The organism is Microbulbifer sp. MI-G, from assembly GCF_030440425.1.
Classification (GTDB): domain Bacteria; phylum Pseudomonadota; class Gammaproteobacteria; order Pseudomonadales; family Cellvibrionaceae; genus Microbulbifer; species Microbulbifer spongiae.
Genome location: NZ_CP098023.1, coordinates 460143 through 486538, shown reverse-complemented (window position 1 = coordinate 486538; position 26396 = coordinate 460143). Strand labels below are relative to the sequence as shown.

Annotated in this window: 21 protein-coding genes; 16 read left to right on the top strand and 5 right to left on the bottom strand. The window is 54.4% G+C overall.

The window, feature by feature from the left end; all coding sequences use genetic code 11:
- The first annotated feature begins 55 nt into the window (after positions 1–55).
- The 9 genes from yrfG (at position 56) to M8T91_RS01940 (ending at position 8794) form a co-directional block, all read left to right on the top strand.
- Positions 56–751: a GMP/IMP nucleotidase gene (yrfG, locus tag M8T91_RS01980; protein ID WP_301416321.1), complete on the top strand. Its 696-nt coding sequence runs from the start codon at positions 56–58 to the stop codon at positions 749–751.
- A 20-nt stretch (positions 752–771) separates the two neighbouring features.
- On the top strand, positions 772–1149 hold the full coding sequence (locus M8T91_RS01975) for an Hsp15 family ribosome-associated heat shock protein (RefSeq protein WP_301416319.1): 378 nt from the start codon (positions 772–774) through the stop codon (positions 1147–1149).
- An 85-nt stretch (positions 1150–1234) separates the two neighbouring features.
- Positions 1235–2728, top strand: coding sequence for a S1C family serine protease (locus tag M8T91_RS01970; protein ID WP_301416317.1), 1494 nt, complete (start codon positions 1235–1237; stop codon positions 2726–2728).
- A gap of 30 nt (positions 2729–2758) precedes the next feature.
- The gene (locus M8T91_RS01965) at positions 2759–3211 is read left to right on the top strand and encodes a DUF4124 domain-containing protein (RefSeq protein ID WP_301416315.1); all 453 of its coding nucleotides are present in this window, start codon (positions 2759–2761) and stop codon (positions 3209–3211) included.
- Positions 3212–3307: 96 nt separating this feature from the next.
- On the top strand, positions 3308–4186 hold the full coding sequence (gene hslO / locus M8T91_RS01960; protein WP_301416313.1) for an Hsp33 family molecular chaperone HslO: 879 nt from the start codon (positions 3308–3310) through the stop codon (positions 4184–4186).
- 283 nt (positions 4187–4469) lie between these two features.
- Complete coding sequence (locus M8T91_RS01955; RefSeq protein WP_301416311.1) at positions 4470–6017, top strand: phosphoenolpyruvate carboxykinase; 1548 nt, start codon at positions 4470–4472, stop codon at positions 6015–6017.
- A 209-nt stretch (positions 6018–6226) separates the two neighbouring features.
- Positions 6227–6907, top strand: a complete 681-nt coding sequence (locus tag M8T91_RS01950; RefSeq protein ID WP_301416309.1) for a hypothetical protein — start codon at positions 6227–6229, stop codon at positions 6905–6907.
- A gap of 16 nt (positions 6908–6923) precedes the next feature.
- The gene (locus M8T91_RS01945) at positions 6924–7634 is read left to right on the top strand and encodes a D-Ala-D-Ala carboxypeptidase family metallohydrolase (protein ID WP_301416306.1); all 711 of its coding nucleotides are present in this window, start codon (positions 6924–6926) and stop codon (positions 7632–7634) included.
- Between the two features lie 80 nt (positions 7635–7714).
- Positions 7715–8794 (top strand): AI-2E family transporter, encoded by a 1080-nt coding sequence (locus M8T91_RS01940; protein WP_301416304.1) that lies wholly within the window; start codon positions 7715–7717, stop codon positions 8792–8794.
- A gap of 789 nt (positions 8795–9583) precedes the next feature.
- Here the strand turns inward: M8T91_RS01940 and M8T91_RS01935 are convergent.
- The 4 genes from M8T91_RS01935 to galE form a co-directional block, all read right to left on the bottom strand.
- Positions 9584–10978, bottom strand: a complete 1395-nt coding sequence (locus tag M8T91_RS01935; protein ID WP_301416302.1) for a S8 family peptidase — start codon at positions 10976–10978, stop codon at positions 9584–9586.
- A gap of 913 nt (positions 10979–11891) precedes the next feature.
- Complete coding sequence (gene mmsB / locus M8T91_RS01930; RefSeq protein ID WP_301416300.1) at positions 11892–12782, bottom strand: 3-hydroxyisobutyrate dehydrogenase; 891 nt, start codon at positions 12780–12782, stop codon at positions 11892–11894.
- A gap of 45 nt (positions 12783–12827) precedes the next feature.
- Complete coding sequence (locus M8T91_RS01925) at positions 12828–14339, bottom strand: CoA-acylating methylmalonate-semialdehyde dehydrogenase (protein WP_301416298.1); 1512 nt, start codon at positions 14337–14339, stop codon at positions 12828–12830.
- 288 nt (positions 14340–14627) lie between these two features.
- Complete coding sequence (gene galE / locus M8T91_RS01920; protein ID WP_301416296.1) at positions 14628–15656, bottom strand: UDP-glucose 4-epimerase GalE; 1029 nt, start codon at positions 15654–15656, stop codon at positions 14628–14630.
- Positions 15657–16105: 449 nt separating this feature from the next.
- On the opposite strand from galE, the gene M8T91_RS01915 reads away from it, so the two are divergent.
- The 3 genes from M8T91_RS01915 (at position 16106) to M8T91_RS01905 (ending at position 21161) form a co-directional block, all read left to right on the top strand.
- Positions 16106–18028: a PrkA family serine protein kinase gene (locus M8T91_RS01915; protein ID WP_301416294.1), complete on the top strand. Its 1923-nt coding sequence runs from the start codon at positions 16106–16108 to the stop codon at positions 18026–18028.
- 269 nt (positions 18029–18297) lie between these two features.
- Positions 18298–19578, top strand: coding sequence for a YeaH/YhbH family protein (locus M8T91_RS01910; RefSeq protein WP_301416292.1), 1281 nt, complete (start codon positions 18298–18300; stop codon positions 19576–19578).
- Positions 19572–21161 carry a SpoVR family protein gene (locus M8T91_RS01905; RefSeq protein WP_301416290.1) on the top strand — a complete coding sequence of 530 codons (1590 nt, stop codon included), beginning with the start codon at positions 19572–19574 and terminating at the stop codon, positions 21159–21161. Before M8T91_RS01910 ends, M8T91_RS01905 begins: the two co-directional genes overlap by 7 nt.
- A gap of 80 nt (positions 21162–21241) precedes the next feature.
- Here M8T91_RS01905 and M8T91_RS01900 read toward each other — a convergent pair whose 3' ends face one another.
- Entirely contained in the window at positions 21242–21814 is a 573-nt protein-coding gene (locus M8T91_RS01900; protein WP_301416288.1) for a helix-turn-helix domain-containing protein, read from the bottom strand.
- Between the two features lie 512 nt (positions 21815–22326).
- On the opposite strand from M8T91_RS01900, the gene M8T91_RS01895 reads away from it, so the two are divergent.
- The 4 genes from M8T91_RS01895 (at position 22327) to M8T91_RS01880 (ending at position 26338) form a co-directional block, all read left to right on the top strand.
- Positions 22327–23547 (top strand): multifunctional CCA addition/repair protein, encoded by a 1221-nt coding sequence (locus M8T91_RS01895; protein ID WP_301416286.1) that lies wholly within the window; start codon positions 22327–22329, stop codon positions 23545–23547.
- A complete protein-coding gene (locus tag M8T91_RS01890) occupies positions 23540–24268 on the top strand; it encodes a pteridine reductase (protein WP_301416284.1) in 729 nt (242 codons plus the stop codon). The genes M8T91_RS01895 and M8T91_RS01890 overlap by 8 nt, the downstream gene beginning before the upstream one ends.
- Positions 24269–24384: 116 nt before the next feature.
- Positions 24385–25080, top strand: a complete 696-nt coding sequence (locus M8T91_RS01885; RefSeq protein ID WP_301416282.1) for a response regulator transcription factor — start codon at positions 24385–24387, stop codon at positions 25078–25080.
- Entirely contained in the window at positions 25064–26338 is a 1275-nt protein-coding gene (locus M8T91_RS01880; RefSeq protein ID WP_301416280.1) for a HAMP domain-containing sensor histidine kinase, read from the top strand. Before M8T91_RS01885 ends, M8T91_RS01880 begins: the two co-directional genes overlap by 17 nt.
- Positions 26339–26396: the final 58 nt, after the last annotated feature.

Genomic DNA, 26396 nt, shown 5'->3' with positions numbered 1-26396 from the left:
GAAGGACAACGACACCTTGGCTTCCCATAGCTACCGCTGATAGTAGATAGGCCTCATGCTCGACTGGCGAAGTATCGATACCGTATTGCTGGACATGGACGGCACCCTGCTGGATTTGCACTACGACAACCACTTCTGGTTCGACCACCTGCCCAAGCGCTATGCGCAGGTGCACGGTCTGGATTTACAGCGCGCGAGATACCAACTGCAGCGGGAAATCGACGCGCGCCGCGGCACCCTGGAGTGGTACTGCCTGGATTTCTGGGCCAAGACCCTGGAGCTGGACATCCTGGCAATTCTGCGCGAGATTGAAGAGCGCATTGCCCTGCGCCCCCATACAGAAGCCTTTCTGCACTGCCTGCAGCAGTTGCACAAGCCCACCTTTCTGGTCACCAACGCCCACCGCCAGGGCCTCAGCCACAAGCTGGAAATTACCGGCATTGGCAGCTGGTTTGACGGCATCATCTCCTCCCACGACTACGGGTACGCCAAAGAGAGCAGCCGCTTCTGGCATACACTGCACAGAGCCCTGGACTTCGATCCACTGCGTACCCTGCTTGTGGATGATAACCAGAGTGTGCTGGCTGCCGCACAGGCCTACGGTATCGCTCACTTGTTGTGTATCCGCCAGCCCGACAGCCGCAGACCCAGTCGGGAAATTACCGATTTTGAAGCCATTCACCACTTTGACGAGATTATGGCGGTGAGGCACAGCGCACAGCCCCGACAGCCAAAGTGCACGAAATACTGAACCTTCAAGCATACACTGCGATGGAAAAACTCCGCATCGACAAGTGGCTCTGGGCCGCGCGTTTTTTCAAGACACGCACTCTTGCCAAACAGGCCATTGAAGGCGGCAAGATCCACATCGGTGGCCAGCGGGTCAAGGCCAGCAGGGAAATTACCGTCGGCACCAACCTGAGTATTCGTCAGGGTTGGGACCTGGTGGAAGTCGCCGTGACCGCCCTCTGCGACCGGCGTCGCGACGCTGAATTCGCCCGCACGCTGTACCGGGAAACCGAACACAGCATCGCTCGACGCGGGCGGGAGCGCGCTGAACGCCAGGCCGCCAACGCGGGTGTCCAGCGCCAGCGCCCCAATAAAAAACAGCGCCGCCAAATCCACCGTTTCCTGCGGGAGCAGGAATAGGTGCGGACCAACAAATTGGTGAAAATTCCGCCACCGCCCCCGATTGTTGCTACACTGGCCCCACTTAACCTGTTAGAAAACAGCCATGATGAAACAACTGATCGCCATCTCTCTGCTGATTCTGTCCGGCATGCAGCCTGCGGCAGCCGACAGCCGCGAACACGAGCAGCTCAAACGCTCAATCATCAAAATCTACACCACGGCCGCTGCGCCGGATTACTTCAACCCCTGGGCCCTGCTCAACCCCAAGCAACTGTCCGGGTCCGGTGCGGTGATCCGCAACCAGCAGATCCTCACCAATGCCCACGTCGTAGCCAATGGCAGTTTTATACAGGTGCAGCGCCACGGTGACGCGAAGAAATACCGCGCTCGCGTGAAATTCGTCTCCCACGATGCAGATCTGGCCCTGCTCACCGTAGACGATGAGCATTTCTTTGCGGATACCCGCCCGCTGGCGCTGGGCAAATTGCCCGACCTGCAAGAAGAAGTCACAGTCTATGGCTATCCCATCGGCGGCAAATCCCTGTCCATCACTCGCGGCGTCCTGTCACGGGTAGAGCACCAGTACTACGCCCACGCAGAGAGTTACCTGATGGCCGGGCAAATAGACGCCGCGATCAATCCCGGTAACAGTGGCGGCCCGGTGATTTCCAACGGGCACATCGTCGGTGTGGCCATGCAAACCAACCAGAGTGCGGAAAACCTCGGCTACTTTGTACCGCCCAGTGTGATCACCCATGTCCTCGAAGACGCCGAAGATGGCATACACCAGGGTTTTCCCGAACTGGGTGCGGTGACACAGAGCCTGGAAAGCCCATCCATGAAAAAGGCCGCCGGTCTCAGTGAGGCCCAGGATGGCGCCATGATTGTGAAGGTATTCAGCGACTCCCCCGCGGCCAGGGTTTTCCGGCCCGGCGATGTATTGCTGGAAGTGGACGGCTTCAAGGTAGCCGCGGACCGCACCGTAGAGTGGCGTGAAAACCAACGCACTAACTACCATTATGCCGTGGACCGACACCATGTGGGTGATCACCTGCCGGTGCGTTTCTCCCGTAACGGCGAGGAGAAAACCGCCCGGGTTACCCTGGCCGCAGCGCCGCCCTCACGGGCACTGGTGTTGGGGGAACAGTTTGACCAGCAGCCGCGCTACTACATTTACGGCGGCGTGGTATTTGTGCCCCTCAACATGAACCTGATCAAGCGCTGGGGCAACAACTGGCATTCCAAGGCTCCTATTGACTACCTGTATGCGCGCAATCAGTGGAGTGAGGAGGGCCGCCGCGAATTGGTCGTGGCCCTGAAAGTGCTGCCGGCCAACGTCAACCTCGGCTATCACGACTGGAAAAACTGGATTATTGATTCGGTGAATGGCCACAGTGTCGAGGACTTCGATGGATTTGCCCAACTGATGGAGACCAACAAAGCCGATTTTATCGAGCTGCGCGACCGCTCAGGCTACCGAATGGTGCTGGATGCCGCTGAAGCCCGGGAACAGGAATCCCTGATTCTGCAGACCTACCAAATTCCCCAGCGCCACTCGCGGGGGTTATTCAGCCAGTTGGCCAACAAGGTAGAATAAGGCTCCAAGACTGTGAATCCGCAAGGCACCATGAACACTGCGCAATGGGGCATGGCCTGCGCCAGCCTGCTGCTGGCCATGGGTGCCGCGGCCGGTGAACTGTATCGCTGGGTCGACGAGGATGGCCGTGTGTATTTTAGCGACCGGCCACCAGTGGAGACACAGGCTCAGGATATCTCCGACAAACTCGAGCCCATCAACTCCATCGACGGCAACAGGACTCAGAGATCTGCCGAGGGCCGCCGGCCCCATGATATTGAGCGCGAGTACGCACAGCACAGACAACAGCAACAGCAACAGCAACAGCAAGCGCGGCAGCGTGCACTCAAGCGTATCTGCCAGCAGGCGCGCCAGCGCCTGAATGCCCTCAACGGGCGCGTGGCCTTTATCGATGAAAACGGTCGGGAAGTGCGCTACAGCGAGCGCGAACGCCAGCAAATGGCAAAGAAACTCAGCCATGAGATCGCACAACGCTGCGACTAGAAGCCAAAGGGTATACCCTGCGCGCCCATCCGGCGTCTACCATTCAAGCAGGCCCGCCGCTAAAATCCCCCGGTTTTATACCGAGGCACTCGACCTATGTCCGACCAACTGGAGCGTTTTATCCTCTCCCAACACGATATTCGCGGGCAGGTGGTGACCCTTTCTGAGGCCTACCGGGCGGTACTGGAAAACAACCCCCTGCCGGCGCCGGTGGCACGCCTGTTGGGGGAATTTCTCGCAGCCGCCTGCCTGCTCTCCACCACCCTGAAATTTGACGGCTTGCTGAGCCTGCAGGCCCGCGGCAAGGGGCGAGTTTCACTGATCATGGCGGAATGCACCCATCACAGCGATCTGCGCGGCATAGCGCGCATCACTGAGGGTGCACCGATTGCAGGTCAGGCCGGCCTGCGGGAACTGATCGGTGCCCACAGTGCCCTGACCATAACTCTGGAACCCAAGCGCGGTGAGCGCTACCAGGGCGTGGTGCCCATGGAACAGGGGGATCTGGCCGGATGCCTGCAAGACTACTTCACCCAGTCGGAGCAACTGGACACGCGCTTCTGGCTGGAATGCGACGGAAACCAAGCGGGTGGTATTATGCTACAGGTACTGCCGGGTAATAATGCCGCCTCCGCCGAGGAGAACCGTGACGCTTGGGAAACCGCCCGGCATCTGGCCGACTCCGTGACTGCCCGTGAACTATACACGCTCCCACACCGCGAACTGATTCACCGCCTGTTCCACCAATTAAAGCCCGCAAGCCTGGGCACGGACACAATTCGCTTCAAATGCAGCTGCTCGCGGGAACGCAGCGCCAGGGCACTGGTATCTCTGGGCGCCGGGGATCTGTACAAGCTGTTGGATGAGCAGAACGGAGAAATCGTTACAAATTGTCAGTTTTGCAATGCCCGCTACCATTTTGACCGAGACCAGATCGAAGTGCTGCTCAATGCACCACCCCATACCCTGCACTGAGCGGGCCGGCCTTTACAGGGAGGCCACCCACAATGGGGTGGCATGCGCTGCAAGCATGCCATCAAAATTCAAAAACCAAATAATGGGCAAGAAGTTCATAAATAACAAGAATAGAAAGTGCTCATTTTAAGACAACTGCACCGCGAATCCGCAGAAAATACTGGCATTTGCTACCCGCCTATTTTGAATTTTGCCATAATGCGCCCCCCAAATTTTGCCTGGCTGTCCAAAATTCCTGGCGGCCCTTGTTTTTTAGTCTCCAACTTTCATGGGTAATCGACGCATGGCACAGATCGACGACACCGCGCTGGTTTTCAAGAACCTTTCGCCAGCACAACTGGTAGAGCAGGCTCTGACACGCGGCGAGGGCAAGCTATCCGACACAGGCGCACTGGTCACTGAAACCGGCACCCGCACCGGCCGCTCACCGGCGGACCGCTTTGTGGTGGAAGAGCCCTCCACTGCCGAGAGCATTGCCTGGGGCAATATCAACCGTCCGTTCCCTCAGGACAAATTCGACGCCCTCTGGGATCGCGTAGAGGCATTTGTTGCCGGCGGCAGCAGCTTTGTACAGCAGTTGCATGTGGGCCAGGACGAAGACCACTATCTGCCGGTTGTGGTCACCACCCAGACCGCCTGGCACAACCTGTTCGGCCGCAATATGTTTATCCGTACGCAGAAGTACAACCCCAAAGGCAAGGAAGAGTGGCTCATTCTGCACGCCCCCCATTTTTCCTGCGACCCCGAGCGCGACGGTACCAACTCAGAGGGCTGCGTGATCATCAACTTCGGTCAGCGCAAAGTGCTGCTGGCGGGCATGCGTTACGCCGGTGAAATGAAGAAAGCCATGTTTTCCGTACAGAATTTCCTGTTGCCGGAAAAAGATGTGATGCCCATGCACTGCGCCGCCAATGTGGGCAAAAACGGTGATACCTGCCTGTTCTTCGGTCTGTCCGGTACCGGCAAAACCACACTCTCCGCCGATCCGGCGCGCTACCTGATCGGCGACGATGAACACGGCTGGGCCAAGGGCGCCGTTTTCAATATGGAGGGAGGCTGCTACGCCAAGACAATCGACCTGAGCCGCAAAAACGAGCCGGTCATCTGGAATGCCATCCGCTTCGGCGCCATTGTTGAGAATGTGGTCACCAACACGGCCGGCACCGCTGATTACAGCGATACCAGCCTTACTGAAAACGGCCGCTGTTCCTATCCGTTGGAGCATGTGGAAATGCGCCAGCTGGAAAACCGCGCCGGCGAGCCAGAGAATGTGATCTTCCTGACCTGCGATGTATCCGGCGTGCTGCCCCCTGTCGCTATCCTGTCCAAAGAGGCAGCTGCCTACCATTTCCTGTCCGGTTACACCGCTCGCGTCGGCTCTACCGAACTCGGTGCGGAAGCCGGGATCCACCCGACATTCTCCACCTGCTTTGGGGCCCCCTTTATGCCGCGCCCGCCGCGGGAATATGCCGATCTGCTGATGAAGCGTATCGAGGATTCCGGCGCTAGAGTATACTTGGTGAATACCGGTTGGACCGGCGGTTCCGGTGACAATGGTAAACGCTTCCCAATCCCCGTAACCCGTGCCGTCGTGGCCGCTATCCAGAGCGGTGCACTGGAAGACGTCGCCACCGAGCACCTGGATATCCTGAATCTGGATATTCCGCTGGAAGTGCCCGGTGTGGATAACGCCTACCTGAACCCACGCAAAGCCTGGGACGACTGGGCGGCGTACGACGACCAGGCGGGTAAACTGGCTCGGCTGTTCGCCGAAAACATCGAGAAATTCAGCGTCAGTGAGGAAGTCAAAAACGCCGGCCCCAAAGCCTGATCCCTCACCCTTGGAAGTGTCCCTCCGGACCCCTCCAAACCACTGAGTGCGCAACACAGCCCCTGACTGCAAGGTCCGGGGCTTTTTTTTGCCTGCCCCAATACCCCGGTTTGTTGAATTTTACGGCTATAGTGAGTAAAGAGGCGCCGAAGAGACGGGCGCCATTACCACTGACTCTGCCCCCTGGCACCGGAGCAGACACCAACTCCATGTCTACTGACAATGCTGTAACCCGTGTAAGGGCAACCTATCCATACCAGTCTCCGGGAAGACGGGTACACCCCGCAGTAGTGGGCTGTCTGAGTCTGGTGTTGGCCGCGGTTCTACTGGCCCTGTGGCTGTTCTTATATTTGAAATCCCAGGAAAAACCCTATGAACAGCTGAAAGGGCACCGTATCGCCACCTTGAAAAGCTTCAACAGCTTTCTGCAGAGCGGCAATAACCGGGAGCGGGTGAATGCCCTGGAGCATTTCCTCGCAACCCATGGCGTTGACGATATTACCCCGATACACAATCTGTTGCGCCAGGGCAGTGGCTGGCTCGAACTCAGGGAGCCGCCCTACGCCATACCCCCGCGGGAACAATGGCACAATATAGTGGGTACCCTGGCGCTGCTGCGAGACAAAGTGCAGCCTCTGATCGGCCCGGTGCACGTGATCTCTGCCTTTCGCACCGATGACTACAACCGCAAACTGGAACACAGCGACAAAGCCCGACACCGGAACTTTTGCGGCCTCGACCTGATACCGAAATCCCATTTCGGCCACCGTGAACTGATGGAAGAGTTACGTACCCTGCACGCGCAGCTCGGGCCGGAAAGCCTTTTCGGTCTGGGCCTCGGTGACGGCATACGTTTTCATATCGACACCTGTGGCTACCGTATCTGGTAACTGGTGAGCGCCCTCCATGATTTTTCAGGAAAATAAGGACCGCAATCCGATTAAACGTCAGAGCCGGCGGCGCCGGATCATTCTCACCGGCGCCATTCTGATTGTCGCCACTATTATCCTGTTGTTTGCCACTTTTGACAGAATGCGCGAACTGGGAGATCGGGTGATCAACCCCATAGACTTACTGCCGCTACTTGAAATCCCGAATGTGTACGATATTCAGGGCTATCCAGCAGCCTCGGAAAGAGCCTTCACCCGTTTCCTCAAGCAGGGCAACAACCGGCATCTGTTTTCCAGGCTGAAAGTTTTTCTGCAGGCAAATCAGGTACACAAGGTCGTATCGCCATTTGAGCTGTTGCGCCAGGGCAGTGACTGGCGGGATTTGAACGAACCCCCCTTCGCCATCCCTCCGGAGGAATACTGGAAAACCGTAGTGGATACCCTGAAAGTCATCCGGCAGGAAATAGTACCGCGTATCGGTCCGGTGACTGTCCTGTCCGGATGGCGCACCGCCAGCTACAACCGCAAGGCGGGCGGTTCAAAGGGCAGCAAGCACCTGCTCTTCTGCGGTCTGGATGTAGTCCCAAAGAAAAATTTCTCGCGAGAGCAACTGGTGCCGGTACTCAGGGATATCCACCGCCGCAATGGCCGACCGTGGAAGATGGGCCTTGGCATTTATAAGAGCATCCGTTTTCACGTGGATACCTGTGGTTACAGACGCTGGTAAATCCCTCCCGCTTTTGATTATATAGAATACAAATCAGGCCCTGTAACCACAGGGCAACCACACAGGCTGAGGGATTTCCGGTGCAGGAAAAGCTCGAAAAACGTTCATTCATCTTATCTTTGCTATTGGTGACAGTGGCCTTTCTGCTGCTTGTGAAACCCTTTTTCACACCGATTTTCTGGGCCTGCGCCATTGCCCTGATTTTTTATCCGGTGTACCGCTACCTGATGGGGCGTTTTCCCAATTCCCCCAATGCCATGGCATTGTTGACTCTGCTGATGTGTGTTGTCCTGCTGGTAATACCGGTGCTTGTGGTGGCCACCTCATTTATCAACGAGGCGGTTAGCCTGTACCAAAAGGTACAGGAAGGGCAGATTGATATCTCCAAATCCCTAGAGCAGATCCGCAGCGCCTTCCCGAGGCTCAACACCACACTCGAGAGCATCGGTGTGGATATCGAAGTGGCCAAACAGCGTTTGCTTGGCGGCATTATGAATGCCGGCAGCATCGTCGCCAAAAATGCTATTGAAGTGGGACAAAACACCGTCAACTTTTTTGTCATGCTGGGGTTAATGCTCTACTTGACCTTCTTCTTAATTCGCGATGGCGAAAGGCTGGTCAATCTGATTATCCACGCACTGCCCCTGGGCGATGCGCGCGAACACCTGCTACTGGCCAAGTTCGCCGAAGTCACCCGCGCTACAATCAAAGGGAATCTGGTTGTTGCCGTCACCCAGGGCACACTGGGTGGCATTATTTTCTGGGTACTCGGTCTCCCTGCACCTTTGTTGTGGGGTGTATTGATGACCCTGCTATCCCTATTGCCGGCTGTTGGCGCTGCCCTTATCTGGTTTCCGGCGGCCATCTATCTTTATGCCATTGGCGAGCCGGTAAAAGCTACCATATTGCTCGCCTATGGACTCACCGTTATCAGCCTGGTGGACAATCTGCTGCGCCCGATTCTTGTGGGGCGGGATACCAAGCTTCCGGACTATCTCGTACTGTTCTCAACAGTGGGTGGCCTGTTTATGTTTGGCATCAGTGGGTTTGCCATAGGCCCGCTACTCGCGGCACTGTTTCTCGCCTTCTGGGAGATCTTTATGCGGGAGTTTGTCCACCCGGAAGAGTTTTTGGAACGGCCAAAACCGAAAGCCGATTAGTGTCTCACCGGGGCGTATCACCTTTACGTATTGGCATCCAGGGAAGGCGTTGCTCGGCAAATTCTCCCTGGGAGAAGCCCTTGTATTGCCAGGTGGAGGCGCCCTGAGCACTACAGAGCAATCGAGGCCTTTCAAACCGCCTTCATCGGAGAATTTTTTCCGCACTCTAAAAACAATGTAACGGTATGCACCCGTCTGTCGCTCAAGCGCTCGCACGGATCTGCCGTGAGTATCATTGCCCACAACTCGACGTTAACCCGGTGAAAATCAGCCCGCGATCCCTTGCTCTGTGAACAAGTGCACGGCTGCGCATTCATTTTCATGTGCTGCACTTGAAATAAACCCCTATATCGACAAACAGGACTCCCATCTATCACCGGTTTCTTACTAAAATTCAGACACCACAGGCTGACTCAAAAACAGTTTGAGAATATAAAGACTACGCGCCAGACAGAAACCCCGCATCACAAGCTTCCTGGTAAGGATCGTGTGAGTAGTATCAGGCCATCCTGCTCTTTTGCGGATAGAAAGCTGTGGTCTTGCAAAAAGTTCTGTGCATATCCGTTTTCTATCCCTTAAAGAGACAACCTATTCCATTTCCTATTTTGACCATCCCACCCAGCCATCTGACGCTGTTGTCCCAAGAGCAAACGCCGACCAGAAAGGAAGCAAGAGAGACAGAAAGGGGCGCATAGCGCCCCTTATACCGATAGAGTATCACTTCTCCAGTTAGGGTCGACATCCGGCAGTGCTGTCCGGTATTTTGACGGTCCTAGCCTGTGGCACCCCCTAGGGTACGGCATCGATTGCAGCATTGGCATCAATAATGCCAGCACCACAGCCACCGGTACAGGGACCGGGCAGGGGACGGGCGGTGAGCTGCAGGATATTTTCGACCTGCACTGGTGTGAGGCCACCATTCTTGGCGTACATAAGCGCAGCAGTACCGGATACATGGGGTGCCGCCATAGAGGTGCCCTGGTAGTACACATAGTTCTCATTGCCCGGACTGGTCTGGCCGTCGTTCAGGGTTGAAGCGACTCCGTGGGTAGGATTGAAGGCCACATCTCCCCCTGGCGCACTGACATCTACGGTGGCACCAAAGTTAGAGTAGTAAGCGCGGGCTCCAAAGCGCTCGGTCGCAGCAACGGCTATCACATTGGCACAGTTTGCCGGTCGAAAACCGGATGCATTCGCATTGCTGTTGCCCGCACTGACTACCACGGTGGTGCCATTGGCCACGGCTGTATTGATGGCACTTTGATAGGTGGAACCGCAAGCGCCGCCGCCCCCAAGGCTCATGTTGATCACCTGGGCGGGGTTGGCATTAGCCGGTACACCACTTACACTGCCACCAGATGCCCAGACAATACCGTCGGCAATATCCGAGAGAAAACCACCGCACTTGCCCAGTACCCGCACCGGAACCACTTCTGCATCGAAGGCGACACCAGCCACACCCTGATTGTTGTTGGTTACAGCGGCGATGGTGCCGGAAACATGGGTACCATGCCAACTGCTGGGCCGGAATTGCGGTGGATTAAAAGGGCCGCACTCGTTGGCGTTCACCCAATCCCCCGGATCGCTGGCATCCGGATCACGCCCATTGCCATCATTGGCCACAAAAACATCACTGATAAAGTCGTAGCCTGGCAATATATTGGCGTGGAGATCTGAGTGGAAGACATAACCGGTATCCAGCACAGCTACGGTGACACCGGCCCCCGTTTGTTTATCCCACGCTGGAGGAAGATTGATACCGCCGACGGCCTCGAAGTAATGCCACTGCACATTGTAAAAAGTGTCATTCGGTATAAATTGTGGCTGCATCAGTACATCCTCTTCAACAGCAAGGACATTTGGATCCGCCTCCAATGTCAATTCCAGCTTTTTTAATTGTCCCGGCGTCATGCGCTTATTCAACCGGTATACCTGGCGGTCCGCCAATGCCAAACTGCGCACGTATGTCATTCCATGGCCGCCCCGCTGTGCAAGCGCAGCTGCCTGGCCGGCCCAGTCACGAACCTTGGTGTCTTTATATTGCACAATGATACGCTGCGGCATATTGGAAAAATCAGTGCCCGCATCGCGCTCAACCGCATAAGCACTATAAGAAAGAAGGCCGGTTGCCACTGCAGCCATCGTCAAACCAGCCCTGAGAGACTTCTTAGAGAGAATATTCATTATTTTCTTCTCCATGATCCATATTCTTATATGGATAGGTTTATGTTGAAGCGCGTTCTCCTGTAATGAACGCGATCAACATTTTTAGGATATTTGCACTAACTTAAATATCTTATTCAATATGACAATTCGACATTTGTGCAAAAAAGGCAAAATCACGCTGCAAACTTTTTGCCTGTAAAAACTTTAATGCATTTTAAGGGGGGATTAATTAGAGACAGTTCTCGTTTACTGAATGAATTTGCAGTCTTCACTTCCGAATAAAATCAACGCTCCCATCTTGAACACTGAAATACAATTTACCGCCTGGTTATACTGTTAATAACCAGTCAGTTCTGACCAACTATCAATTTCAGGAGGTTCAAAAAACCAAGCATTCACTGTATTCAGTGACGTTTACCAAAAATCCGGTTCACCATGTCAGCACCTATAGCGAAACGCGATAATCACCAAACCGGAAAATATGAAAAAATGCTGATAAAAACCCTCCGATATATGAAATTGACGGCAACCTATATATATCCCTGTTCAGACATATGGCGCACAACCAAACTCCAAGCTGCTTACTTGCCAACTACTGTAGAAAAACCAACCACTCTCTCTGTGTATCATCGATGGCAGAAAACCCGCTGCACAGATAAACTGAGACCGATTGCTGTCAGTTTAACAAGTTGCCGGTTGTTTTCAGAATGGGAACTGGCAAGAGGTTTCACATGGTCAGAATTGACAGAAAACACGGAAAAAATCGATCAGCATGCTTGAGTACAATCAACTGCTTCACTTTCAACCGAGTAGATCTCAGGCACCCCTTTTCATGATTGCCGGATAAACCAAACGATTTGCGCTGCCGGGGACACCCTTTACCAGAGTTACCAGTATCAGTAACAGGTTTGGACCGCAGTAAACTGCCCGGCTATTTCAGTTGGAAAAGTTGCTGAATACTGGAGAAATCCAGTTCTCCACTCCCTGCCAGGTTATGTATCCCGTACAGGTTGCGAGCCAGTGAACCCAGTGGTGTATAGCTTTTACTATCGGTTGCAGCACGCTGTGCCAGGCCCAGGTCCTTGCACATCAATTTCACCATAAACCCTCCCGCATACTGATTACTTGCGGGTACATTTTCCATCACCCCCGGATAGGGATTATAGGTTTGCAGAGACCAATTGGCCCCGGAGCTTTTTGATATAATCTCTGTGAGCACTTTGGGGTCCAGTCCGTTGTCCACCCCCAGTTGCAGGGCCTCGGCTGTGCCGATCATATGGATAGCCAGGAGCATGTTGTTGCAGATCTTGGCAGTCTGACCAGACCCGGCGGGGCCCGCATGGAAAATATTGACTCCCATATGCCGAAGGATTTCCCGCGCCCGCTCCACATCATGACTGTCACCACCACACATAAAACTCAATGTACCGGCCACGGCCCCGGCAACGCCACCGGATACAGGCGCTTCTATGGCGTGCAGCCCCTTGTCTCTGGCTGCAGCCAGAAGGTGCCTGGCACTGGTGGCAGAAATAGTGGAACAATCGATCACCAGGGTATCTGGTGCGATCTGGTCCAGTAATTTTTCCTCATGGAGATACAGGGACTCCACCGCGGCACTGTGAGGCAGCATACTGACAATAAAGTCTGCACCCACCACAGTCTGGTGCGGGGTGGTACATACCTCCACACCTCGACTACCCGCGCTGTCAAGCGAGGCGCCGACCGGATCGTATCCCTTGACCTGAAATCCCGCTTTCAGCAGGTTGAAGGACATGGGAGCGCCCATGTGCCCAAGTCCAAAGAAGGCAACTGTCTTTGTCATTGCACTCTCCGAATGTCAGTGCCCGGTTGGCTTCCCGGCAGGTGACTATTTGAGGTTTATTGTCATGTTCGCGTGCTGTGCATGTTCGATATCTGAATCAAACCAGCGCGCCGTTACTGTCTTGGTTTCTGTGTAAAAGCGCACTGCCTGCTTGCCGTAGGCATGCAGGTCGCCATAAAAGGAAGCGCGCCAGCCAGTGAAGCTGAAAAATGGCAAGGGCACCGGAATAGGTACATTAATCCCCACTTGGCCCACCAAAATTTCATGCTGGTACTTGCGCGCGGCGGCGCCACTGGCGGTAAATATGGATGTGCCATTGCCATAGGGGCATTGATTTACGAGGTGAATCGCATCCTCCAAAGTATCCGCGTTGACAAGACATAGAACGGGGCCGAAGATTTCGTCGGTGTAAATGGACATCTCCGGAGTGACATCGGCGAACAGAGTCGGTCCCACCCAGTTGCCATCGGGATATCCATCCATGGATACAACGGAGCCGTCCAACATACAATCGGCGCCCTCTGCCTTGCCCCTGGCGATATATTCCAGTACCCGCTCCCGCGCCGCGGCGGAAATCATTGGTCCGTAGTCAGATTGCGGGTTCTTCCAGTGACCGGGCTGCACCTTGGCCATACTATCGCGGATTTCACTTTTCCACTGCTGTGCCTCACCAACCAAAACGGCTACGGATATCGCCATACAGCGCTGCCCCGCCGCACCAACCGAAGAGCCAACTAGATGGTGGATTGCAGCGCTCCTGTTGGCATCGGGCATCACCACCATATGGTTCTTGGCGCCGGCAAATGCCTGTACCCGCTTTAGGTACTCGGTACCGGTCTGATAAATATGCCGGGCTACGGGGACCGATCCCACAAAGGAAATTGCCCGGATATCCGGTGCCTTGAGCAGGAAATCCACCTGTTCTCCACCGCCATGCACCACCTGCAATAGTCCTTTGGGCGCCCCCGTCTCTTCAAACAGTGCTGCAAGCCTGCAAGGCGTGACCGGGTCCTGCTCCGATGGTTTGAGGACAAAACTATTGCCACAGGCAATGGCCATGGGAAACATCCACAGCGGAATCATTGCGGGAAAGTTAAATGGCGTGATGCCGGCACATACACCCAGCGGCTGCAGGTAGGAGTAACAGTCGACGGCATTGGCGACGTTTTCCACCGTTTCCCCCATCATCAGGCTGGCGACATTCGCCGCCTGCTCTACAACCTCAATACCGCGCCAGATGTCACCTTTGGCATCTTCAATAGTCTTGCCGGTCTCCTCGCAGAGAATTTCCGCCAGGCTTTGCTGGTGCTCCTTGAGGAGGGCCTGATATTTGAGCATGACGCGCGCGCGGGTAGGTATGGGTGTGTCCCGCCATGTTAAAAATGCATCCCGGGCAGAGGTGACGGCGTTTTGCAGCTCTTCGTGGGAAGCACAGGGCACCTGGGTCAGGACCTCCCCGGTGGCGGGATTGGTTACATCCAGCCAATGGTCGCTCTTGGATTGTATCCATTCACCGTTAATAAAGAGGGGGAGTCTGGGAGGGATGGACGTATTCATAGTAATTGTTGTGCTTGTTTTGGCTGAAATTCCCCAACCGCTTGGATTATTTTTTTGGTAACCAAAGCGGTGTTTCAGGACTGATTGGATGGTCCCCGGAAAATACTAGCACAATTGCACCGGACGGATTTAATCACAGGTACCAATGACAACGACTCTCCGGCTCAAGTTCATCGGGCTGAGGTTTGATTACTTGCCGAAAAAATAGCATTCCCCGGAAATGTGAGCAGAAAAACAGGCATCAGTGGACTCTCCATCCAACTACTCCCCAACAGGTGATTATCGAGTTCACTCGGTGGTGTAGCCGTGCGGATTCCGGAATTGCCAGCGCCAGGCGTCCTCAACCATTCTCTGCAAACCATACTCGGCTTTCCACCCCAGTTCCCTCTCGGCCAGGGCTGGATCAGCGTAGCACTGTGCGATATCTCCGGGCCTGCGCGGTACAATGGTAAAGGGAACCTCCCTGCCACTTGCAACTTCAAATGCACGTACAACTTCCAGTACTGAACACCCGCGGCCCGTCCCAAGGTTATGGGTATAGCAGACGGCGTTTCCTGTCTTCTGTAGCAGCAGTTTCAGTGCAGCCAGATGGCCGCGAACCAAGTCGACCACATGGATATAATCTCTCACGCCAGTGCCATCTGCCGTATCGTAATCATTGCCAAATATCCGCAGATAGGGGCGACGACCGACTGCCACCTGAGACACATAAGGCAATAAATTGTTGGGGATGCCCCGTGGATCTTCACCAATCATGCCACTTTTATGGGCGCCGATGGGATTAAAATAGCGCAGCAGGCTCACCTTCCAGTGACTTTCAGGTGCAGCGCAGATATCCCGAAGTATACCCTCCACCATCAGCTTGCTGGCTCCATAGGGATTGGTGGCCCCGGTAGGAAAATCCTCCCGGATCGGCACAGTCACTGGATCACCGTACACGGTAGCCGAGGAGCTGAAGACCAGGCGGTTTACGCCGAATTCTTCCATCAACTTAATCAGGACCAGCGCACCGGCCAGGTTGGTTTGATAGTAACTCAGGGGTTTGGTAACAGATTCACCGACAGCTTTCAGTCCGGCAAAATGCATCACCGCAGCAATTTCATATTCACAAAAGACCCGGCGTAATCCCTCTTGATCGCCGATATCCAGGGGGTAAAAAGGCACCGTCCTGCCAGTGATAGAAGCCACCCGGCGCAGGGACTCTTCACAGCTGTTGGACAAATTGTCCACCACAACCGGCTGAAAACCTGCATTCAGTAATTCAATACAGGTATGGCTACCAATATAACCCGCTCCGCCAGTCACCAGAATTGCCATAATGACACGCTCAAATTTGTTTATCCGGCCAAAAAGCAGACGGCAAAAGGTAAAATGCCGCTATTTTCAACCTATAAAGATGCTATTCCAGTATCGCAATAAGACGGAAAGCTATGCTGGAAAAGCAGGGGTTATTTAACATTCTGTAGCAAAGAGGAAACCTGGTCACCCCAACACACTGATCACAGGGTGAACAACACGGCACGGGAGATACCGTGGGTCGATGCCGGCCCTTGCCGTACAGGTAACATGCAGTTGTTGCGAAGGGCGGTGATTTTAACCGAGTTTCACGCCAAATACACCTCCGCGAAGGCAAAAAGTGTGCTACAGCCATCCATACAGATCGCCCCGGATGGACAGGTCGCGCTGCCACGGAGTAACCGGTGCACTGATTCCGAACGATAAGCCGGATACGGTGTTTCCCGGTACACTACAGGGAGGTAAATATCGTGACAATTTTCAACCACTATCTGGAGAGATACGAGTCTATCCAGAACGAAGAACTCAGTATTCAGGAATACCTGGAGCTATGTAAAACGGATCGCGGCGCCTACGCCTCCCCCGCCGAGAGAATGCTCATGGCGATCGGCGATGCAGAACTGATCGACACCTCTCACGATCCCCGCCTGTCCAGAATATTCTGTAACAAGGTAATCAAGCGCTACAAGGCCTTTAGCGGATTCTTCGGTATGGAAGAGGCGATTGAACAAATCGTCTCCTTCTTTCGACATGCCGCCCAGGGGTTGGAGGAGAAAAAGCAAATTCTGTACCTGTTGGGCCCGGTAGGTGGCGGCAAATCCTCTCTGGCCGAACGCCTCAAGGCACTCATGGAACAAGTGCCGATTTACGCAATTAAGGGCTCACCTGTTTTCGAATCACCCTTGAGCCTTTTTTCACCGGGGGAGGATGGACGCATTCTGGAGGAGGACTACGGCATTGCCAGGCGCTATGTCAATACCATCATGTCACCCTGGGCGGTCAAGCGGCTACACGAATTCAACGGGGACATCAGCAAGTTCCGTGTAGTGAAGGTTCATCCCTCCATCCTCGATCAGATAGCGATCTCCAAGACGGAACCCGGCGATGAAAACAATCAGGATATTTCCTCCCTGGTTGGCAAGATAGATATTCGAAAACTGGAAGAATTCCCGCAAAACGATCCCGATGCCTACAGTTTTTCCGGCAGTCTGTGTCGTGCAAATCAAGGGTTGATGGAATTCGTGGAAATGTTTAAAGCTCCTATCAAGGTGCTGCATCCACTATTGACAGCCACCCAAGAGGGCAATTACAACAGTACAGAGGGACTTGGTTCAATACCATTTAACGGCACGGTACTTGCGCACTCCAACGAATCGGAGTGGCAGAGCTTTCGCAACAATCGCAACAATGAGGCATTCCTCGATCGTATTTATATTGTCAAGGTACCCTACTGTGTACGTGTCCAGGAGGAAATCAGGATCTATCGGAAGTTACTGGAAAACAGCTCCCTCTCAAAGGCATCCTGCGCACCGGATACTTTGCGCATGCTGGCACAGTTCTCTGTATTGTCCAGGATCAAGGCTCCGGAAAATTCCAGCCTCTATTCAAAAATGCGCATTTATGATGGGGAAAATCTTAAGGATACCGACCCCAAGGCAAAGACGATACAGGAGTACCGGGACAATGCCGGCGTCGATGAAGGTATGACGGGCCTGTCTACACGCTTTGCATTTAAGATACTCTCCAAAGTTTTCAATTTTGATGCAACAGAAGTAGCTGCCAACCCGGTTCATCTTTTGTATGTACTGGAACAACAAATAGAACAAGAGCAGTTTCAACCGGAAATACAGGAAACCTATCTGGGTTTTATCAAAGAATATCTGGCACCCAGATATGTGGAATTTATCGGCAAGGAAATCCAGACCGCCTATCTGGAATCCTATGCAGAATACGGCCAGAACCTCTTCGACCGCTATGTCACTTATGCCGATTTCTGGATACAGGACCAGGAGTACCGGGATCCAGAAACCGGTGAGATACTGGATCGGGGCGCGCTCAATGAAGAATTGGAAAAGACCGAGAAACCCGCCGGCATTTCCAACCCGAAAGACTTTCGCAATGAGATTGTTAATTTCGTGCTGCGGGCCAGGGCCAATAATCAGGGTAAAAACCCGGATTGGAGATCCTACGAAAAACTGCGCGCCGTAATTGAAAAGAAAATGTTCTCGAATACCGAGGATCTTCTTCCGGTTATCTCCTTTAACACCAAGGCATCCGCTGACGACAAACGCAAGCATGCGGACTTTGTGGCGCGCATGGTAGAGCGCGGCTACACCGAGAAACAGGTTCGCCTGCTGTCTGAATGGTATCTCCGTGTACGGAAGTCACAGTAATTTTCCCGCTTGCAGGAAAGAGGCAGTCTATGGGTTACTGCAATGCAGAACGCTGCCCTCCTCAATCACCCACCGGCACAAGGAATTGACATCCAGGCAGTCTCACTCTATTGGGAGAGTATTTCACAGCCATTCATTCCGTTCAGGTGAAACCTGCCTGATTGCCGGTTTGCAGGCACGGGGATTTGCACTCTCCCCTCTCGCTCCAGCTGTAAAGACTTGTATGACAAGCAGCACCGATTGAGTTTGTTCAGGGGCAGGACAGCAATATGAGTTACATCATCGACCGCCGCTTGAATGGGAAAAAGAAGAGCACAGTGAATCGCCAGCGTTTTCTCAGGCGTTACAAGGCCCATATTAAAAAAGCGGTTGGCGATGCCATGAACAGCCGTTCAATCATGGACATGAACAAGGGTGAGCGAATCAGCATCCCCACCCGTGATATCAACGAGCCCCTGTTTTCCCATGGCACCGGCGGGCATGTCGAACACATTCTGCCGGGAAACAGGGAGTTCACGACCGGCGATAGAATTCCACGCCAGAAACAAAGCGGCGGGGACAGTGGCAGTAGCGCCAGCGACAGCGGTGAGGGCGTCGACGATTTTGTTTTCCAGATCTCCCAGGAGGAATTCCTCGACTTTATGTTCGAGGGACTGCAGCTGCCCAATATGGTCAAGCAGCAACTGGCCGGTAACGAAGCCTTTCGGGTCATTCGCGCCGGCATCAGCAACGAGGGTACCCCGGGCCGCCTGAATGTGATCCGCTCCCTCAGAGCGGCCCACGCGCGCCGAATCGCCCTGACCAGCAACAAACGGCGCAAGCTCCGCGAATTGGAAACAACCCTTGCACAAGAGGAAAACAAAGACTCCACACTGCGCGACCAACGGCAAATTGACACGTTAAAAAGTCACATCTTAGAACTGCGCAATCGCATTGGCCGCGTCCCCTTCCTGGATGATTTTGACCTGAAATATAATCTGCTGATTCGTCAGCCAAAGCCCCGCTCCCGCGCAGTGATGTTCTGTTTGATGGATGTATCCGGCTCCATGAATCAGGCCACCAAGGACATGGCCAAGCGCTTCTTCCTGCTCCTCTACCTGTTTCTCCAGCGCAGCTACGAATATACCGAAGTCGTTTTTATCCGCCACCACACCAGTGCCAAGGAGGTAGATGAAGAGGAATTTTTCTACTCTCGTGAAACCGGGGGTACCATCGTTTCCAGCGCACTCAAGTTGATGCGCCGGATTATGCATGATCGCTACCCCGACAGTGAATGGAATATCTATGGTGCCCAAGCGTCCGACGGAGACAATTGGAATGATGATTCCAGCACCTGCCACAAAATCCTGATCGACGACATCATGCCCCACATGCAGTACTACTCCTATGTAGAAATCACCCCGCGCGATCACCAGGCCCTGTGGGACGAGTACGAAAGTGTGCGCGCGCTGTTTCCAAACCACTTTGCTATGGAACAGATTGTCGGGGTGCAGGATATTTACCCGGTCTTCCGGCAACTGTTTGGCCAGAAGGGAACAGCCCGATGCTAGACACCTATGCCAGCAGCAGCGACGCACCAAAAGCCGATTCACAAGGCCCCATCTCCACCACCTCCGAGTGGACTTTCGAATTGATCCAACACTATGATCGCGCCATTGGCGAACTGGCGGAAGAGTTTGGCCTCGATACTTACCCCAACCAGATTGAAGTGATCAGTTCGGAACAGATGATGGATGCCTATTCCTCGGTTGGAATGCCGGTAGGGTATCACCACTGGTCCTACGGCAAACAGTTCATCAGCGTCGAAAACAGCTACCAGCGTGGCCTGATGGGACTGGCCTACGAAATAGTGATCAATGCCAACCCCTGCATCGCCTATCTCATGGAGGAAAACACCATGACGATGCAGGCGTTGGTTATCGCCCATGCCGCCTATGGGCATAATTCTTTCTTCAAGGGCAACTATCTTTTTCGCACCTGGACCGATGCCAGCAGTATTATCGATTATTTGATTTTCGCCAAGAACTACATCTCCCGCTGTGAGGAGCGTTATGGCCTGGATAAAGTAGAAGGAATCCTGGATTCCTGTCATGCCCTGATGAACTACGGGGTCGATCGCTACAAAAGACCCTATCCCATCTCGGCCGTTGAAGAAGAGCGCCAGCAGCAGGAGCGGGAGGAATACCGCCAGCGGCAGCTCAATGATTTGTGGCGAACCATTCCCAAACTGGGCGAAGGTTCGGAGACTACCAAGAAGAAACGTTTTCCCGATGAGCCCCAGGAAAACATCCTCTATTTTGTTGAAAAAAACGCCCCATTACTGGAAAACTGGCAGCGGGAACTGGTGCGTATCGTGCGCAAACTCGCGCAGTACTTTTATCCCCAGCGCCAGACACAGGTCATGAATGAAGGCTGGGCCACCTTCTGGCACTACACTCTGCTGACCGAACTCTACCGCCGTGGTCGGGTCACCGAAGGCTTTATGATGGAATTTCTGCAAAGCCACACCAATGTGATCTACCAGCCGGGCTTTGATAACCCCCGTTATAGCGGCATTAACCCCTACACGTTAGGTTTCAGTATTTTCACTGATTTAAAACGCGTCTGTGAGAATCCGACAGAAGAAGACCGCCGCTGGTTTCCGGATATCGCCGGGAGCAATTGGCGGGAAACACTCCAATTCGCCATGCGCGATTTCAAAGACGAGAGTTTTATCTTGCAGTTTCTCTCGCCAAAAGTCATGCGCGATATGAAACTCTTCTGTATCAGCGACAACGACAAAGAGAAAGACATTGTTGTCAGCGCCATTCACGATGAGCGCGGTTACCAACAGCTGAGAGAAAACCTGGCAGGCCAATACAACCTCGGCAACCGCGAGCCCAATATTCAGGTTTATGCGGTGGACACCCGCGGGGATCGTTCCCTGACTCTGCATCACACTCAGTACCGGCGCCGACCTCTGGGCAAAGACACCGCGGAGGTACTGAAACACCTACACCGGCTCTGGGGTTTTGATGTGCATCTCAACAGTCTCAATGGCAAGGAAGTCACAGCCAGCTACCACTGCCCTGAGCAAGGCCGCGACCGCCAGGAGCGGGAAGAGGAGCCCATGTTAATCCCGAAGCCCATCTGAATGTCAATGCGCCAACCATTCAGCGCCGCCCGACAGGGGAGATACTGCCTGCGGATCGCTCCCCAGTGTATATCGGCGGATTAACCTTCGGCTTCCAGCAACAATTTGGCCTTTGCTGCCAACTCGCCACGTTCCTCCCGCTGGCTCAATAATGCATCGGCACCGGCATCCAGCCAGCGGGTTGTGTCACGATCATCTCCAGAGGGGGCAACGAGAATACGCAGGTTGGCATACTCGCTACGGGATCTCAGGTAATCAAGTATCTGGAAACCACCGTCACCCACTAAATTTGCATCGATCACCAACAGAACAGGCTTGATATGGGCCAACAAAATACCGGCAGAGAAACTGTCGCCTGTCACCTCTGTTTCACAGCCGATGTTTTCCAATGTCTGGCATCCCACAGAAGTCAGATCCGAATCCGTGGTCAGCAGCAACACCTTGCGGCTGGGTACGGCCAGATTATTCGGTACCGGCATGGCGTTATCGCGCAAAAAACCCACAAAATCCTCTACACAAATGCGATGGTCACCACGACCAGGTAACTTGTAAGCCTTGAGTTGTCCCCGCTCTATCCAGCGGATGACCGTTCGGAAGTTTACACCGCAATACCTGGCCGCTTCCCCGGTCGTTAGCACATGTATTTCACTCATATTTTTAGTCTCCCCAACAACTGCGATCTCTGATGGTCAAGTCAACTTCCCGCAACAAAACTCCATCCCCCAGAGCCTGGCGCGAAATTATCCTGCCCAGTGTAATCGCCCCTTTAAATTATGCTGTTCAATGCTGTATAGCCAGCCCGAAATTCGGTCCATGCAACTTATTAACGAACGGCACAACAACCCCCTCAAAAAATACTATAAGGTACAGTTGACAGGTAAGACAGCTTTGTTAATATGGTCACAAATTGGCATCAACCAATCCCTGCGCCGGATCGTCGACACGCACTCTTTGGCAGTCGCACGCATTGCCAATGCGAATACCCTAAGACCCTGGGCCCCCTTGTTTTTTCGGGGCCTTTTTTTTATCTTGCCAATATCCCAGACTTTTTCGCCCTGTCATCCTGTCCCTCATTCTGGAGATTGAACGGCGTCGGAAGCAATGGATTTATGGTAGTGCAACCCCCTGTCGGGCAACCGCTTTCCCCAGCTTTGGAGCTATCCCATTGAGGATCTATCTCGTTGGCGGCGCAGTGCGCGACAAACTGCTGCACCGCCCTGTACATGAGCGCGACTGGGTGGTTGTGGGCGCCGATGAACGGCAGATGTTAGAACGCGGCTTCAAACCTGTTGGGCGGGATTTTCCCGTGTTTCTGCACCCCGACACAGGCGACGAGTATGCCCTTGCCCGCACAGAGCGCAAAAGCGGACATGGATATGGCGGTTTTTCTGTCAATACCGCCTCCAGTATCACCCTCGAAGAAGATCTGCTGCGCCGTGACCTGACGATCAATGCGATTGCCGAATCCAGCGACGGCAGACTGATCGACCCTTACGGAGGCCGGCAAGACCTGCAGGCCCGTATCTTGCGCCACGTATCCCCAGCTTTTGCCGAAGACCCTCTGCGCATCCTGCGCGTAGCACGCTTCGCGGCACGCTATCACCATCTGGGTTTTACCGTTGCACCGGAGACTGCGGCACTGATGCGCCGGATGGTGGAGGCCGGTGAGGTGGAATATCTGGTAGCAGAGAGAATCTGGAAGGAGGTCAGCCGTGCTCTCACGGAACCGGACCCCGATATCTTTATCCGGGTGCTGCGGGAGTGTGGTGCCCTGGCGGTACTTCTGCCCGAATTGGAGCAGCTGTTCGGGGTACCTCAGCCCCCCGTATACCACCCCGAGATAGATACCGGTGAGCATGTATTGATGGCACTGCGCACCGCCCCCGCCGAGCTGCCTGTGCGTTTCGCGGTCCTTCTGCACGATCTGGGCAAGGGCTTAACCCCGGAAGAGGTTTTACCCAGTCATCACGGTCACGAATCTGCCGGCGTACCCCTGGTACGCGCCGTCTGCGAACGCTGGCGCACGCCCAAGGAAATGACCGCACTGGCTATTGGTGTCTGCGCATACCATTTGCACTGCCACAGGGCATTCGAGCTGCACCCACAGACCATTATGAAAATGATGCGCAGTCTGGATGCATTGCGACGCCCCGAGCGGTTTGAGAACTTCCTGCGCGCCTGTGAAGCAGACGCCCGCGGCCGCCAGGGACTCGAGCACCGGGACTATCCCCAGACTCACTTCCTGCGCGCCGCCCGCGAAGCGGCAGCCGCAGTGACCGCCGACACGCTGATTGCACAGGGCTACGAGGGTGCGAAGCTGGGCCGGGCACTGGACCGGGCGCGTATTGGGGCGATTGCCAAGGTAAAGGAAGCCTATCGTGCGTAATGTGTTGATCACAGGTGCTGCCGCTCGCCTCGGTCGCGCCATCGCCAAAGAACTGCACGGGGATCACCGTATTGCCATCCACTATCGCAGCTCGACCGATGCGGCACACGCCCTCGCAAACGCCTTCAACGCAGTCCGCCGGGATTCCGCCGTAGCACTGCAGAGCGCGCTGGATAGCGCCGATGCCTGTGCCGACCTCGCCCGGCGCGCGGAAGAAGCATGGGGAGGCATTGATGTCCTGGTCAATAACGCCTCGGCTTTCTACCCAACGCCAGTGGGCAGTGCCACCGAGGAGGACTGGGACCAACTGGTAGGCAGCAATCTCAAGGCGCCGTTTTTCCTCAGCCAGGCCCTGGCCGGAAGCCTCGCCCGCAATGGGGGCTGCATTGTCAATATGGCGGATATCCATGCCGAACGCCCGATGCCCGAACACACAATTTACTGCGCCGCCAAGGCCGGGCTGGTAATGCTCACCAAAAGCCTTGCCCTGGAATTATCCCCCCGGGTACGCGTCAATGCAGTCGCTCCCGGTGCCATCCTGTGGCCCGAGCAGGAGACCACTAACGCGGCCGAGAAAGCGCGCATTGTCCAGCGTATACCCCTGGCCCGTACCGGTAGCGCGAATGATATCGCCAGGACCGTGCGCTTCCTCACTTGCAACGCGCCCTACATCAACGGTCAGATCCTCGCAGTCGACGGCGGTCGCAACCTCACTATCTGAACTCAGAGTATCCTTCCATCCTGACCCAAAGCCTTCCGGCGGTGAAACTTCACTTCTATTTCACCACCACCCTGTCAGAATATTTGCCGACTTTCTCGGCCACAAGAAATACTCCCGTGCACCCACTGAAAATCCTGCTGATAGAGGACAACCCCGCCATAGCCCGACAGGTTGCCGAGTTTCTGCAAGCCGAAGGCTGGCAAATGGATTTTTCCCGCTGTGGCCGCCAGGGGGTGCAGCTGGCGCTTGAGCAGATCTTTGACCTGGTGCTTCTCGATCTGGGTCTTCCCGATATGGATGGCCTGGTGGTGTGTCAGAGGATTAAAGCGGAAGCGCCAGTCAATATACCGGTATTGATGCTCACCGCTCGCGATGCCATCACTGATAAAGAGCAGGGCTTTGCACTGGGCGCTGACGACTACTTATGCAAGCCGTTCGACCCGCGGGAGTTGATCCTGCGCTGCCGTGCCCTGGCCCGCAGGCACCAGTTGCATAGCAGGGATACCCTTCAGATCGGCGATCTGCAGATATGCCGCCGCCAACAAACCGCCTGCAGAGACAAGAAACCACTGGCGCTGACCGCTATCGGATTTCGCATTCTCGCCCTGCTCGCCCAGGCTTCACCGGCCCCCGTGAGCCGCTCGGCAATGATTCACCATATCTGGGGCGACGACCCGCCGGAAACTGACGCCCTTAAATCCCATATCTACAGCCTGCGCCAGGCATTGGACAAACCATTCGAGACCCCCATGCTGAAAACCATCACCAACCTGGGATACCGATTGGCAACCCCAAATGCGCAGAACCAGTAAACTGCAAAAAAAAGTCTTTGCGATATTTGGCAGTTTTACCCTGCTGCTCTGCCTGGTCTTTTTCGCCATCTGCCTGTTGGCCGCCTATGTGATTGAAGACCACATTGTCGATAATTTACTCGAAGGTGAGGTCCGTTATATTGAACAGCAGGCACAAATCACCGGTTTTCCACCGGAACCACGCCTGCCCTATCTCAAGCTGTACAGCAAAGGGCAGCCCATTCCCCTACAATTACGCAGCGCACTGCCAGACCACGCCGAAAAAGCCGAGTGGTTTAGTGATTCAGACCATCACTTTCACCTGCAGAGAGTACATTTCCCCGATAACAGCTCCGCAATTCTCGCCGCAGAAGTCAGTGAACTGATCACTGTCACGCGACAATCTGCCCGGTTACTCTGGCTCTTTGGCAGCGCATGTACCTTCACAGTCTTATTGGCACTTTACTGTGCCTACGGTATTTCCCGAAAAACAATCGCCCCGGTTATTGCCCTGGCGGAAGCGGTCAAACAGCAACGAAGCTGCGATGCCCTGGTATCCCTGCCCCACAGTGGTGACAAGGATGAAATTGGCTATCTGGCCTACACCCTGGAAAGCACCATCAATCAGCTCAAACAGGCACTGCAGAGGGAAGCCGAATTCACCCGCGACACCAGTCACGAATTCCGCACGGCCCTGACCATTCTCAAAGGTACCCTGACTCTGAGCCAAAACAGGACCATGACAGCTTCTGAAAAGACAGAGCTTTTACAAACGGTGACCGGGATGGAGAAAACAGTAATGACTCTGCTGGCCCTGGCCCGTTCGGAATCCCTGCAGCCGGAACCCTTTTGGTTACGCCCGTTATTGGAAGAGCGCCTCCTGAAACAGCACCAAATCCTTATTCACAAAAACTTCCAGATACAGCTTGAAGTAGAAAGCGACCGGGAGATTCTGGCCAACCGCCATCTCGTGTCATTACTATTCGACAACCTGATCGGCAATGCCCTGCAACATGCATCCAAACCCGAACTGAGGATTCACACCAAGAGAAGTGCCATATTTTTTGAAAACCCCATAGAGACTGCACTCGATACAAAAAAGACACTGCTTTCCGGACAAAAAAGAGAGGGCAGCAAAGGCATCGGTCAGGGATTGTTTCTGGCAACAAGAATCTGTACAGCCCTGGGCTGGACAATGGCGCTTCAGTGCCAGCAAAACACTTATCGATGTGAACTGCGCTTAAGAACCGAGAGATCAATTCAACAATCGATCTGTTGAGTAGCGATCTCACCCGGATTTCACCTGCCGCACTTTATGCTTTCAAGGGCTAACTGGA